This window comes from Microcoleus sp. AT8-B5, assembly GCF_036705565.1.
In the GTDB taxonomy this organism is placed as follows: domain Bacteria; phylum Cyanobacteriota; class Cyanobacteriia; order Cyanobacteriales; family Microcoleaceae; genus Microcoleus.
This window is the reverse complement of sequence record NZ_JAUBUY010000006.1, coordinates 171,264-184,429: the sequence shown is the minus strand read 5'-3', so window position 1 is coordinate 184,429 and position 13,166 is coordinate 171,264. Positions and strand designations below refer to the sequence as shown.

The following is a 13,166-nucleotide window of genomic DNA, read 5'->3' as shown; positions in this document are numbered from 1 at the left end:
TCTAGGCTAGCGCAGATCGATCGGGCAAATATATTTATTACCCAAATGAAATTTCTGTATTTACTTCTAGTTACTGCTACATTACTTTCATACCCTGTCAAGTTTGCCCGTCCTGCTGCATCTCAACCAGCCCCGCTGCGGACAGCCATTCAGATGCCAGAGTGGCAGCCATTTTGCTCAGCGATGGGTCAGTTTGCGATCGATATGCCGGCAAATCCCAAAATTAATTATGAAATTTTTTCAAATCAAATTATTGCTCATACATACCGATCGAACTTTAAAAACAAAGAAACTTATTTGCTTCAATACTTTGACCTAGATTTTCGCCTGACTAACAATAATATCAATAATATCAGAATAACTTTAAATAGTGCAGTTGATTTTTTCGTCGTAGGGGCGAATGCTAAAGTCTTGCAAGTGCGGGATATTTCCCTCGGAGGCTATCCGGGAAAAGAGTTTGAGTTTCAGCCACTTTCCCCTACTGAACCTGTAGGTGTAGGTCAAGTTTTTTTGGTAGAAACGCGCGTTTATGGGCTGGTAGCCACTACCTCAGAACCCGAAAATGCTCAAAAATTTCTCGACTCTTTTCGTTTATTTTGAAGCAGGAAGTTGGGTAATGGGTAGTGTACGATATTTAACGGATTTAACGGAGAAATGTTGAAGGAATAAGTCACAGATTCCAGGAAAGAGAGAAAAACGAGTGGGGAGCGGTTATCTAATTTATTAATAAAACTTATGCTTGGCAACTGGGTGTTCAGGAAAATCTTGACTTGGGCAACAAAAAAGATTCCCATCAACCGCGTTTTTGAGGAAGAATGTAGTCAGAACTAAATTACGCTTGATTTCACGTAATACCTTATTGTATTTTTTGTACTCTATCTAACGACATAGATAAATTTTACACCCGTGGAGCGATGTAGATACTTGCTCAAGTTTATATATTTGATATAAGGATTTTTAAATTGCAGAAAGCACAAACCAGAAAGCACAAACAAAGATGCTGTCTTGCTCCATCTCGCTCCCATCTGGCTCAACTAAGTCAGCCTCATAGAAAGCTTACCCGGAGGGTATTAACCTATTATGAACAAATTAACACCAATTCTCCTCAGCGGCATCCTATTATTTGGAGGTGCTGCTTGCAGCGACGTGGCTAAAACGAGCGCTGATGCTCCTAATTCGGCCACAGGAAATACCACTAGCCCGCCCCCAGCCGAGACAGTTCAAAAAACTCAGGGTGACGCCACTAGCCAGATTCGCCAAAACCAAGCAAATTCTGATATTAGGGCCAGAGAACAGCGCAACAATGTGACGGGAGGCGATGCCATAAGAGCCGATGGCGACCTGCAAAGTGAAGTGCGGTCCAAGTTAGAAGTAAACATCACTAAAGGTCAGCTAACTGTGGAGGCCAAAGACGGGCTTGTCACCGTAGGTGGCACAGTTCCCAATCAAACTGATCTAGCTAAAATTGAGCCGCTAGCTAAAGAGATTAAGGGTGTCAAAGATGTGAATGTTACGGCTGTTGTCGCCCCCGCTGCACCCGCATCGCCTAGCAGCAATCAATAAATGAGCCGGAAGAAGTCCGAGGGAAAGATGTAGTTATCTAGTAGGAGAGAAGTCTGAGGGAAGAGGGTAAAGTTTGGCATTGTAAGATTGCTTGCGGAGCAGATTACAATGCTTAGGTGACTATCTAGGGAGAGCTGGGTTTTAAAGTGAAAGAGTTTAAATTGAATTTTAAATTCACCCATTCAAAACTCACGCAATACCTGCAACTTCCCCTTCCCAATTTCCGATTTCCCATCCCGGAAAAAGAGTGGGAAACCAACCTGAAGATAGAGTGGGAAGTTATTCCCAGCGACCGATGAAAATTGTTGGGAAAAAATGACTAAATGTGATTGATGGCAGAGCATAAATTCTGTGGTTGTGTAAAAGTAGTATATTTTTCAGGAGAAAAAAAATGGCTTTAGGTCAACACAAGCGAGCTGTAGGAGCATTTTCTAATTACCGAGATACGGAACTAGCCCTGATGGAGCTGCAAAGTACCGGGTTTCCGATGAATAAAGTTTCGGTAGTTGCGGAAAAGCTAGATAACAGCGAAATTGCGGGCGCTAGCGCTGGTAAGAGTACCGACGAGAAAGTCGGTGGTGGCGCCAAAGCAGGGGCGACAGCGGGAGTCGTGACGGGCGGTTTGATTGGGTTACTCGGAAGCATTGGAGCGCTAGCGATTCCGGGAGTTGGCCCGGTGATGGCGGGGGGTGCGATCGCAACTCTGCTGGCAGATACTGTAGTCGGAGGCGCGATTGGGGCTGCAGCAGGCGGTTTGGTCGGCGGTTTGGTCGGTTTGGGAGTTCCCGAAGATAAAGCTAAAGCTTATAACGATCGCGTCTCGCGCGGAGAATATTTGGTATTCGTAGAAGGTACAGATGCCGAACTTGCCACAGCCGAAGGAATTATGAGCGTGCGGGGCATTCAGGATTGGGGCATTTACGATGTGCCAGCAGACACCGGCCGCAGAGCTTCTGGTCGCCAGAAGCGCGCCGTGGGAGTATTTTCAAGCCGCCACGAGACGGAACACGCACTGGGAGAACTGAGAACTGCCGGTTTCGACATGAATCGGGTTTCGGTCATCGCTAAGGATGCTGACTCCAAGGGCGACATCGCAGGCATTGACGTGCACGACAGCACGGACAACAAGGCCGATGAAGGGGCCACAAAAGGCGCCCTCACCGGTGGCACTTTGGGCGGTTTGACAGGCTTGTTGGTAGGTCTGGGCCTAGTGGCAATTCCGGGCATCGGGCCGATTATGCTGGCAGGAGCCTCAGCTACGGCGATCGCCACTACACTTGCCGGTACAGCTTTGGGTGCGGCAGCAGGGGGCTTGATCGGAGCTTTAGTCGGTATGGGAATTCCCGAAGAGGAAGCTAAAGTATACAACGATCGCGTGGCCAGAGGAGATTACTTGGTACTGGTTGACGGCAGCGAAGCAGAAGTCGCTAAAGCCGAAAGCATTCTGAGCCGCGGAGGTATTCAACATTGGAACACCTACGACTATAATCCCAGCGTCGATAGTGCTCGCGCTGATTACGGCGCACCGGGCACTCCAGGGGTTGATACTACGCCTGGTATTTACGATCCCAATCAGGGCGTTACGGGCAACCGTCGGATTTAATCATTCAGACTTTGTTTGGGTATGGTTTCTACTTTCTGCAGGGTAGTCGCACTCGCGCACTCGGATTGTAGAAAGCGATCCAAGCAACAGTGGCGAGCTAGCGGTTTTACGCTTCGTCGGTAAAATTATCTCAAAAGTCGGCTTTTTCTCTGAAAGCTGGCTTTTGTTTTGTTCTGGAAAGTTAAAAAAGCTCCCTGTCAAAAGTTTAATTTGGATTAGGGGCCGGGTCCGTGAGCTGGGCTTTGCGCCGGAGGAGCGATGGGCTCCCTTAATTTTTATAGCCTAAATCAGCAGCAGTTTTTTACTCTGTAACACTCACTACAGCTCGATTGCAAACCCTGCAGTATTATCAAATTTGATGACATAAATTACAGCAGATATTGCCCAGTTAGTCAAAGAGCGACTATCTTTAATTATGGGGTGGCTAATTTCACCAACTTATACAGGTGAAGTACCCAGTCCCGCGCGCCCAGAAATGCCTGCGGTGGTCGGCAAATATTAGAATAGTAATAATTGTCGGAGGCTTCGGGCAAGACTTAGGCTGGTCATTAGTTAGCTGTAGCAGCAGAATTGCCGTTGGCAATACCTGCTACAGGAATACAGTTTTTCTGGGAATGCCTCACCGAAACATTTGAGAAGCCCAGAAACAGCTTTTATGTCCGGGAGCGCGTCAGGTGTCGGGTGTTCTGTAAATTAGAACCGCAAGCGCTCATGGATCGAGTAAACATTAACAGCAAGCACAGCAGCGCGGGAGCACAATGGCTCGCGGCTAATTTTTTCGCGAAATCTCAGGCTCAGCGCAGCGTATTGTTTGCTTTGCCTGCTGCTCGCTCAGCACTCCGAGGGAAACAGCCTTCCTGTTGGATTTCACGCTGCGCGCAGCACAGTGGGGGGAGGTGAAACTAGCTGAGCTGACCGAGCTCTGCTTTCAGGGGCGATCGAAGATAGAAGGCACTTATGTAGAAGGCATTTGGGGTTGAAGCTCCGATATCTTGTTTCTTGATTGCACTAACTAATAAATTCGATCGCCAGTACCAGCAATTTTTCCGGTCAGAATGCGGCGCGGATGCCGCCAGCAATACCCCAAATATTCGATCTATCTTTACAAGATCGATCGACAACTTCTCGGTATTTTGGTAATTAGTTAGCAGGTAATATTAGTGGTTAGCAGTTAGTATAAATAAAACTAACAATTAACAACTAACATCAACGGCTAAATAATTACTAGCCAAATAATACTTACAGGACTTACAGGCGGCGAGAAACGCGGTTTTTTCATAACTTCCGCGCTAGCCAACCTCAGATTATACCAGAACCCGGTTTATTTTCGTAAATTATAACTATGAGAGCAGGGTGATGGTAGGAATCAAGCAGTTTTGACAATTGTTAATGTGGCAGTATTAGTTTAAAAAACTGACTGGCAAACACGATAGTACAAACTTTCACACAACATAGAACATCGAGAAATTAAGGAAACTCACTCAATTTTTTTATGAATTTCACTGAACTTTTAAGTGCCGATGAACTTTTAATTAGACATAGAAACGGGGAACGAGATTTTCGAGGAGCTAACCTCATTGCAGCTCATTTGAGTGAAGCTAATCTCAGTCGAACAAATTTGAGCAACGCTAATTTGAAAGGTGCCAACTTAATTAGAAGCAAACTGATTGGAGCTAATTTAAACGCCGCCGACTTGAGCGGAGCTAATTTGTCTAAGGCGAAATTAATTGAAGCCAACCTGGGAAGTTCTAGTTTCACTGGAACTGTGGCGATCTCCGCAGATTTTAGCGGCGCCAATCTCAGCGGAGCAATATTGTCTCAGGCTGACTTGAGCAAAGCGGTTATGACGGGAGCGAGTTTAGTAGGAGCTTGTTTGCTAAGCGGCTCAAAACTAACTGAGGCTAATTTGAGCGGGGCGACGCTGAGCCGAGCAATTATGAGCGGGGTTGACTTAAGCAGAGCAAATTTGACGAGAGCCATTCTCAGCGAGGTAGACTTGACCGGGGCGAACCTGAGCGGAGCAACTTTAACTCGGGCTTATCTCAATCGCGGAAATCTCAGCGGCGTCAATTTGGTTGGGGCTTGTTTGAGCGAAGCAAGTCTGCGGGAGGCTTCTATTAGCGCTGCTAATTTGAGCGGTGCTGACTTGAGCGGTGCTGATTTGCAATCGGCCAATCTAAATGGCTCTAATTTGAGCGGGGCTGACTTGCAGGGAGCTAATTTAAGTAAAGCTAATTTAAATGGTTTGATTCTGCACAATGCTGATTTGAGGGCTGCGAATTTGAACAAAGCTTCTTTACGGGGAGCTAACTTGAGCGGTGCGAATTTGGCAGGTGCTAGCTTGCTGGAAGCGGATTTGCGGGGGGCGAATTTGAGTCACGCCAATTTGTCGGGAGCGGGTTTGCTCCTAAGTTCTCTGACAGGGGCGAATTTGACAGGAACTAATTTGTCCGAGGCTAATTTGATTGGGGCAAGCTTGAATGTTGATAATTTGAATGAAGCAGCTTTGGGCGGGGCGATTTTGCCGAATGGAGCTACTCACAGCCGGGATTGATGAGTTGAGTGAACTAACCTGACGGTCAACTGGGTACAGTTAGACCGCAGGCTTCTTTTTCCTTTTTTTCAAAGGCTTTTTTGAGTGACGGAGTTCCCCCGCCACTTTCGTAATTCAGACCAATCTTTCTTATGAGTTTGGCTGAGTTTTCGTCTCGATCTAATGATTCTCCACACTGACAAGAATGCCACCGCTCCGATAATTCTTTCGGTACTTTGTTGAGGCAGTTCCAGCAATGTTGGGAAGTTCCCTTCGGGTCAATAAACAAAACGCTTTTGCCTAGCTTCCAAGCGACATACTTGAGGACGTTAGTAAATTGCCCATGAGCAGCATCAAGCATGGATTTATTCAAACCGCTTTTAGCCGACTGACCGTTTGGCAAATAAACCAAACTGCCATCCTCAATATCAGTCTTGGGTTTGGCGCGTCTAGTCAGGTTTTTGACACTCAAGTCTTCAACAACTAAAACATCACACTTACCGAACAGCTCATGTGCCGTTTTGAATTGGAAATCCAATCTGGCTCTGGCAACGAATTGATGGAGTCTGGAAACCTTATCCTTGATAATTTTCCAAGGCTTAGAACCCTTGACTTTTTTGGCTAATTTCGCTTGAAGCCTTGCCAGTTTTTGGGCTGACTTTCTCAAGAATCTAGGATTCTCAACTCTTTCGCCATTGGAAAGATAGGCGTAATTTGTTATTCCTAAGTCGATACCAAGAGTGTTTTTGTCAGTCGGTTGAATTTCTGCAACCGTTACGGGAACCGTCTTATCTTCTAGCGTCAATGCAATATACCACCCATCCGCTTCTCTGATGACTGTAACCGTCTTAACTTTAAAACCAGTTGGTATTGGACGATGGAAAACCATCGGCACTTGACCTATTTTCGCGAGGTCAATACAAATCCTGTTTTGCTCATCCTTGATAATATCTAAATTGCCTAACTGAGGATAAGTGAAGGATTTGTAGTAGGGTCGCCCCTTAAATCTGGGCTTGCCTCTACGATTGCCATTTTTATCGGGCGTGGTGAAGTTTGAGAAGGAAGTTTCAACTCTGTTGACCACATCTTGCAAAACCTGAGAATCCAACACTTTGTAATCAGGAAACAGTTTTTTTGTGTTTTTCAAGTCAGCAAGTTGAATTGTCTGCCACTGTACATATCCGCCTTCAATGTTTGAGAAAACATCACCTTTTTTAGTCAAAGGATTGCCTGATTCATCCTTTTTCCTGCCATCCCTAGTTTGGACTCTCGTCAAAGGAATATTTCGATAAATCTCCTCAACGGGGACTATCGAAACAATCAAGGGACAAGCGTTTATGGGTGTTCTCGTGGTTTCCCACCACCTGAATCTTTCGCCTAATCGGTAGTTGTACTGCCGCCGACAAAGTTCTAAGTGAGCCACAATCGTTGTTGATTGAGCTTTCGTGGGTTTGAGGCGGTATTTGTAAGTGAGTTGCATTTCTAAACTTCCTGTTTTCGACCTTTGAATAGTATAGTTTATGTACGTCCAAAATGCCACCCCAAAAATTATTATTTCAACACTTGGAAAAAGCATCTAAAATCAAGATGTTCCCGAAGATTGATTCGTGATAGGCGAGATTAATTGTTGGTTTCCGTTCCTCCACCCAACGCTTCTGGACATCACGCTCGGTAATTTAGTCGGGGTACTTCGCGAGCGCTCAGATTAATCCCCTCTAAATATACCGAGGGACTTCCCGGCTGGGAGTTAAATAATCTTTCATTTAAAACTCAAAACTTTTCGAGCTTCAGCCCCAGCGGCAACTTCTTCAACCGGATTCGCGGTATGCAAGAGGGGAAGTTCAACGGTGAAGGTGGCTCCCTGTCCTTCACCCCTACTCTCAACCCAAATTCTGTCGCCGTGCAGTTCCCCAAGTTGACGCGCGCGCGCCAGCCCCAATCCCAAACCCCCAAATTTACGATTTAGAGCTCCATCCTCCTAATCTTCATCTTTCTTTGGGAAACATACTTGCAAAATTTTTGACACCGTGCTATGGTTAAAAGGTTTGAGACTTAAAAATCAATAGAGGTAAAACCCCGCAGAATGAAACAATTGGGAACCCATCTGGTCGCTGATGCTTGGCAGTCTCCTGGAGACCTGCTCAACGATCCTGAACGTATCCGCCGCGCTATTCTCGATGCGATCGAAGCCGGAGGAGCTACTCTCATCGATTTGTGCGTACACCAGTTTAGTCCTCACGGAGTGACAGCTACTGCTACTTTGGCAGAGTCTCATATAGCAATCCATACTTGGCCTGAACACGGTTATTTTGCTGCAGACTTATTTTTCTGCGGAGCCGGCGACCCTCACCGAGCCATGAAGGTGCTACAGACAGCTTTGGAAGCTAAACAGGTAAAACTCACTGAGTTCACGCGCGGTTTCGAGCCCGGGGTGGGAATCGTAGGTTCTGCTTGTGAAGAGCAGTATGCCCCTCGTTCAGTAGAAACGATTGCCGCCAGAGGATGATGGCCAATTAGCGTAACTTTGAACATTTTATGCTAGGTTTTGTTTAAAATCCCACGGCTTGAGCCGTGGGATTCTTGTTGGAATTTACTTTTTCATTAATAAAGGGCGAACAACTAAATAACCTGCACCGAAAGCTGCAATCACAATCAGAAAAATCGCGATCGCCAACCACAATCCACTTAAGTCTGAGGTTTTTTTGAGTTGCGAGCGCACACGGTAAGGAGTTTCCGGCACCTCTGTAAATAATTTTTCGGGAAGTGGCTGCGGCATCGAGGCGGCTGTTGGCTCCGGTTCCGGTAGTGGGAAGGGGAAAGCCACTGTCTGAGGTGGTTGAGGTATGGCAGAGTTAGTCTGCGAGGTTACAGGTGGTGGGGGCGGAGGTTCAACGCTGAAATTGAATTTGACTGACGGCATTTGAGGCATCCCTGTCTGGGTAATACTCTGAGCCGAGTTGACTACTTGCTGTAACTGTTGGGATACTTGAACTACTGTTTCTACTTCTCGCCGCAGTTGTTGATTTTGTTGGACTAATTGCTGATTGTGGGTTTTGAGGGAGTCCACCATCGCTTGGGCTGCTTGCAGCTCTGCCGTGACTTCTCGATAGAGGGAAATTGGTACTGATGGAGAGTAACTATTTGAGTTTTCAGGGGAAGTATTGTCAGATAAGGTAGTATTTTGCATAATTGTAGATGGCGAGGGTGAACTTGTTTTAGTTTAGCCTGAGACTATTTGCAATTAGATCGATCGCAACACAATTCGTCAAGATATTTGTTACAGATATTGAACGTAAAATTAATTTAATGTTACAAGTTTTTAGTCGATCGCTATGAATAAGCACGCACCGGAACAAACTATGTCGCAAAAGTCAAGCACCGAAGAAATGAAATACGGCGAACGCCAGATTTTGGAAGGGGAGTTAATTACTTTCCCGAATCCGCGAGTCGGGCGGCGCTACTCGATTAACATTACGTTGCCAGAGTTTACTTGCAAGTGTCCGTTTTCTGGCTATCCCGATTTTGCGACTATTCACGTTACTTACGTGCCAGACGAGCGGGTGGTAGAGTTAAAGGCGCTGAAACTGTACGTCAACAGTTATCGCGATCGCTACATTTCTCACGAAGAATCGATCAATCAAATTTTAGACGATTTTGTGGCGGCTTGCGCGCCGCTGGAAGCGACGATTAAGGGCGATTTTTCGCCACGCGGGAACGTGCACACCGTGATTGAGGTGTCGCATCAGAAGTAGAAGGCTCAGCCTTTAAATGTGCGTTATCAGAATACTCAGATACCCGACTTCTTTAAGAAGTCGGGTATCTGAGTATTCTGTTTTTTTAGCCCTTGCTCACTTAACTAGATAAATTGTTATCAAAGACTAAAGATTATCCGCTGCTGGTTGGAGGCGGTATTGTTCGCGGACGCTCAATAACTTAGTCTTGGAACCCTTTGGTTCTAAGGCTTCCGTCAGCCAAAGCTCTTGCTCATGCTTGATGTTTATCGCCCGCCGGATTTCTTTCACCTCCTCACGAGAAATACCTAGCTTATCTGCCATGCAGTTATGAAGATGTAATTCTGACAAATCAATTTTGCCATCAGCAACGGCAATCTCCCAAGCTGTACATAATATTAGGCGATGCTTTAGTCGCTCTTTATTGCTTTGACTACAACTTTTTTCCCGATGTTCTTCATCAAAAGGAATACTCGTTGTCATGATTTCATCAAATTTTTGCCGTTGTTCTATGGCTTTGCGAACTAAATCTCGCTCTTCCTTTCTCATACCGGAGGTAGTCATCAATCTATCTATAGTATCTTCCTCCTTGTCATCTAATTGACCATCAATCCAAGCCATTGGTAAAGCAGCAATAATTATCTCTGATAAAAACTTGCTCATCTTGGCCGCTTCTTCTTGATTTTTCCAGCCCGTCAGACCGCTGTAAATCCCGACAGTTGCTAATACTCCCAGTCCAACAGGAGCAGCAAATGTTAGTAATGAGTAGTACCCTGCACTGACAACAATACCCGTTGAACTGCCCACCAAGCCCCCAATCAAAGGAATGCTGTGGATAGTTGTCCAAATACTAGCCGGCGCAAATACTGAGGTCGCAACTGCTGAAGCGCCAACACCAGCCAAAGCCCCTACAGTTGCACCTGTCCCTAGTGCAAAAGCATCTTTTGTCCAATCTTGCCCCTTATTTTGCTTTAATAAGTCGGCACTTATACCTTCATACTCTGCAACTGAATTTTTACCAACATATACATTCAATCCTTCTAATTCACGATCGATATAGCTTTGATAAGATTTATCACTAAAGTTGATGCCACGCTTACAGCCCTCTTCATAAATTTTCTGGCTGGCATCGTTAATAGTAGATTTAACTTTCTTCCAGGATTTGCCAAAAATATCTTTTAAATCTTTAATATCGGTTTCTATGTCATTTAATCCAGCAAAACCTTTTCCTCTTAGTCGCTCTAAGTAATAGCCTTTATTCATGTCAAAAATCATATCTAAAAGTGCCAGTGCCACCACAAGAGCAATAGCGCCAGCAATGGGACTGGTAATAGCACCGATCAGGGGTACACCCGTCCAAGGTATAACGGAATAAGCCATGAAAGTCACAATGCTACTAATTACCAGTAGTCCAACAGTAATAATTTTTCGCTCTGTGGCAGATGAGTCAATATCTGAATACAAAATTTTGAGGAGCCGAATATATGAGGGAATTTTGGGAATGCGAGTCAGAGCGAACTTGATAACAGGAGCCAGTACAGGAATCAAAAGAGCGAAAAGCGCACTGAGTATAGGTAAAACTGTTTGAAGGACAAAAGGAACGATAATTGGCATAAAAAAATACCAGGATAAGTTGATCCATAGTTATTGAGTTTTTTTAAATTTAAATAACTATGGGTAGATGATATCTCTTGTTGTGAAGATTTACAATTGTATAGTCACTGACTTTTATTAAAAATTACCTGATTAGCAGTACCATAATTTACGTAAATTCACTTATTTTCCGATATAAAATCTATTGCATTCGTGTCACCAACCAGGCTCAAACCCATAATGAAGGTCGCTTGTAGTCGAGTCTCTATCTCCCTAAATCCCCTTAAAAAGGGAGTAGGGCGTGACTTTGAATGCTCTTCCCCCTTTTTAAGGGGGGCTAAGAGAGATCGAGGGGATTGTGACTCAGACAGAAGACTGATACTACCTTTTACCTGGTTGTTGACATCAATGGTGGGCAATGCCCACCATAAAATTAATTTTGACTAGCTAGAGAAGTCGGCGCTATTTCGCTCTTTTCTTCCTCTTGTTTCGATTCTGCCAACTTGTCCAAAATCTCCACAACTTCTCTTTCAAAAGTCACCTGAGCGCGATTTGTGCGCCCGCCGACGTATAGTTTGCCGTCCTTTTCCAAAGCCCAAATCTGCGAGTGAGACAGATAGCTCATCAGCACACTAAGCATTAGCAACCCGAAGCCAGTATAAACGATCGGAATACCAGGATCGGCTTTAATTTGCAATCCCGTACTGCCTACAACTTCGTCAATTGTCAGCATGACTCCGTTAACTTCCACCGCCGTGCCGGCGCGAACTGTAGTTAACAATTTGCCATCCGTACCGTACACTAAAATCGTTCCTTGCAAGTCTTTTGCTAGCAGAGAAACTCCCGCACTCAAATCTGGTTTTGTGGGAATCCAAGCACCCCAAATTCGGCCTTTACCTTGGGTGTCTAGCTGAGCCATTGGCAATTGTAAAACCGGGCTTTTGTTGAGGCGAACTCGCACGGCGGCTATTGCCCAATCTGCTTGATAAAATGTGACTCCCCGATATCTGAGGGGCTCGTTAACGTGAATGGTTTTACGATCGACCTCTTGGCCTGTTTTGTCCAAAACTGACAGATCAGAGTAAAATTGGTCGATCGCACCGCTCGGACTATAATCAATCCAGAACCGATTAACTCGCATCGACCAATCCTTCGGTATTTGCGGCCCCGCCCAAGGCCCCGCATCCAAGATATTCTGCACCTGAAATGTTTCGCCGCTGGCAACCATTTCTTGACCGAGAAATCCCGTCATTGCGCCCCATATCGACCCAGTTAAAATAATTAGCATACTGGCGTGAACAATAATCGGGCCGACTTTGCCAATTATTCCCTTGCGGGCATAAACTTTTTCGCCTTCTCGAAATATGCGGTAGTTTTTTTGCTGCAAAAGTGGTTCTAACGAAGTTAAAGCAACTGTTTCTAATTCCGCACTGAGAGCTAATTTTTCAAACTGCTTTGGTTCTTCATAAAATTTCCAGCGGCGGGCGGCTTTTAGTGCGGGAAATTGTCGGGTAAATGTACAAGCTGTTAAGCTGCTGCCAAACAAAATTAGGATTGACAAAAACCACCAAGTGCGGTATACGTGGTCAAGTCCTGCAATTAGCACAACTTTCCAAGTTAGGAAGCCGAACAAAGCAGGGTGTTCTGGATAGTTAGATTGGTAAAAGGGTACTGATTGGCCTTGTTCGATGACAGTGCCGGAAATGCTGAAAAATGCGATCGTCAGCAGCAAGATAATGGCCAGCCGCAAATCTGCGAGCACCGGCAAGATTTCTCGCTTGAAAAACTTTTGAGGGGCAGTCGCCCAGCTTGAGAGTTTTGATAGAAATACTTCTTTTGATGTCATTGGTAATTATGGAGGAAGTTCGGCAACGAGCAATGTACGGGATGTAACGGATGTCAGCAAGTTCGGCAACCAGCACTGTACGAGATGTAACGGATGGAAGAAGGGAGAAGGAAGAGAAAGGAGGGAAAAAAAAGATGAACAAAATATTATTATGTTTATTGAAAAAGTCTCAATCAATTTTGAATTCTTTCTCTTTTCTTTCTTTCTTCCTTCGTGTTCTAGCGCTTACGCGCGGCTTCGCCTAACGCGTCTTCGCGGTTCGTTAAAAAAAACTTAATTCACGCATTCCATAGTGAT

General features: G+C 45.2%; 11 protein-coding genes and 1 pseudogene. 7 read left to right on the top strand and 5 right to left on the bottom strand.

The genetic code is table 11. The features are described 5' to 3' along the window. The first annotated feature begins 45 nt into the window (after positions 1-45). The 5 genes from QUB39_RS06900 (at position 46) to QUB39_RS06880 (ending at position 5,720) form a co-directional block, all read left to right on the top strand. Positions 46-600 (top strand): hypothetical protein, encoded by a 555-nt coding sequence (locus tag QUB39_RS06900; protein ID WP_333052397.1) that lies wholly within the window; start codon positions 46-48, stop codon positions 598-600. A 480-nt stretch (positions 601-1,080) separates the two neighbouring features. After that, positions 1,081-1,563 carry a BON domain-containing protein gene (locus QUB39_RS06895; RefSeq protein WP_333052400.1) on the top strand — a complete coding sequence of 161 codons (483 nt, stop codon included), beginning with the start codon at positions 1,081-1,083 and terminating at the stop codon, positions 1,561-1,563. Between the two features lie 391 nt (positions 1,564-1,954). Then, complete coding sequence (locus QUB39_RS06890) at positions 1,955-3,166, top strand: histidine kinase (protein ID WP_333052403.1); 1,212 nt, start codon at positions 1,955-1,957, stop codon at positions 3,164-3,166. A 446-nt stretch (positions 3,167-3,612) separates the two neighbouring features. Beyond that, positions 3,613-3,801, top strand: coding sequence for a hypothetical protein (locus QUB39_RS06885; protein WP_333208433.1), 189 nt, complete (start codon positions 3,613-3,615; stop codon positions 3,799-3,801). Positions 3,802-4,658: 857 nt separating this feature from the next. Next, positions 4,659-5,720 carry a pentapeptide repeat-containing protein gene (locus QUB39_RS06880; protein ID WP_333052406.1) on the top strand — a complete coding sequence of 354 codons (1,062 nt, stop codon included), beginning with the start codon at positions 4,659-4,661 and terminating at the stop codon, positions 5,718-5,720. A 25-nt stretch (positions 5,721-5,745) separates the two neighbouring features. Here QUB39_RS06880 and QUB39_RS06875 read toward each other — a convergent pair whose 3' ends face one another. Then, entirely contained in the window at positions 5,746-7,179 is a 1,434-nt protein-coding gene (locus QUB39_RS06875) for a transposase (protein ID WP_333208432.1), read from the bottom strand. Between the two features lie 279 nt (positions 7,180-7,458). Beyond that, positions 7,459-7,650, bottom strand: a pseudogene (locus QUB39_RS06870) (ATP-binding protein); the annotation flags it as partial. A 132-nt stretch (positions 7,651-7,782) separates the two neighbouring features. On the opposite strand from QUB39_RS06870, the gene speD reads away from it, so the two are divergent. Next, complete coding sequence (gene speD / locus QUB39_RS06865) at positions 7,783-8,205, top strand: adenosylmethionine decarboxylase (RefSeq protein ID WP_190743421.1); 423 nt, start codon at positions 7,783-7,785, stop codon at positions 8,203-8,205. 84 nt (positions 8,206-8,289) lie between these two features. Here the strand turns inward: speD and QUB39_RS06860 are convergent, their stop codons facing one another. Next, the gene (locus QUB39_RS06860; protein WP_333208431.1) at positions 8,290-8,886 is read right to left on the bottom strand and encodes a hypothetical protein; all 597 of its coding nucleotides are present in this window, start codon (positions 8,884-8,886) and stop codon (positions 8,290-8,292) included. Between the two features lie 145 nt (positions 8,887-9,031). Between QUB39_RS06860 and queF the strand changes: the two genes are divergently transcribed. After that, positions 9,032-9,451 (top strand): preQ(1) synthase, encoded by a 420-nt coding sequence (gene queF / locus QUB39_RS06855; RefSeq protein ID WP_333208430.1) that lies wholly within the window; start codon positions 9,032-9,034, stop codon positions 9,449-9,451. Between the two features lie 126 nt (positions 9,452-9,577). On the opposite strand, the gene QUB39_RS06850 is transcribed toward queF, so the two are convergent. Both QUB39_RS06850 and QUB39_RS06845 read right to left on the bottom strand, forming a co-directional pair. Beyond that, positions 9,578-11,044, bottom strand: coding sequence for a TerB family tellurite resistance protein (locus tag QUB39_RS06850; protein WP_333208429.1), 1,467 nt, complete (start codon positions 11,042-11,044; stop codon positions 9,578-9,580). 412 nt (positions 11,045-11,456) lie between these two features. Further along, positions 11,457-12,869 carry a cytochrome c biogenesis protein gene (locus QUB39_RS06845; protein ID WP_333208428.1) on the bottom strand — a complete coding sequence of 471 codons (1,413 nt, stop codon included), beginning with the start codon at positions 12,867-12,869 and terminating at the stop codon, positions 11,457-11,459. Positions 12,870-13,166 lie beyond the last annotated feature (297 nt).

Bases quoted from the DNA above. Each gene is read 5' to 3' on its own strand.
- QUB39_RS06895 (WP_333052400.1), top strand. From the start codon at position 1,081: ATGAACAAATTAACACCAATTCTCCTCAGCGGCATCCTATTATTTGGA.
- speD (WP_190743421.1), top strand. From the start codon at position 7,783: ATGAAACAATTGGGAACCCATCTGGTCGCTGATGCTTGGCAGTCTCCT.
- queF (WP_333208430.1), top strand. From the start codon at position 9,032: ATGAATAAGCACGCACCGGAACAAACTATGTCGCAAAAGTCAAGCACC.
- QUB39_RS06845 (WP_333208428.1), bottom strand. From the start codon at position 12,869: ATGACATCAAAAGAAGTATTTCTATCAAAACTCTCAAGCTGGGCGACT.
- QUB39_RS06880 (WP_333052406.1), top strand. From the start codon at position 4,659: ATGAATTTCACTGAACTTTTAAGTGCCGATGAACTTTTAATTAGACAT.
- QUB39_RS06850 (WP_333208429.1), bottom strand. From the start codon at position 11,044: ATGCCAATTATCGTTCCTTTTGTCCTTCAAACAGTTTTACCTATACTC.
- QUB39_RS06875 (WP_333208432.1), bottom strand. From the start codon at position 7,179: ATGCAACTCACTTACAAATACCGCCTCAAACCCACGAAAGCTCAATCA.
- QUB39_RS06890 (WP_333052403.1), top strand. From the start codon at position 1,955: ATGGCTTTAGGTCAACACAAGCGAGCTGTAGGAGCATTTTCTAATTAC.
- QUB39_RS06860 (WP_333208431.1), bottom strand. From the start codon at position 8,886: ATGCAAAATACTACCTTATCTGACAATACTTCCCCTGAAAACTCAAAT.
- QUB39_RS06900 (WP_333052397.1), top strand. From the start codon at position 46: ATGAAATTTCTGTATTTACTTCTAGTTACTGCTACATTACTTTCATAC.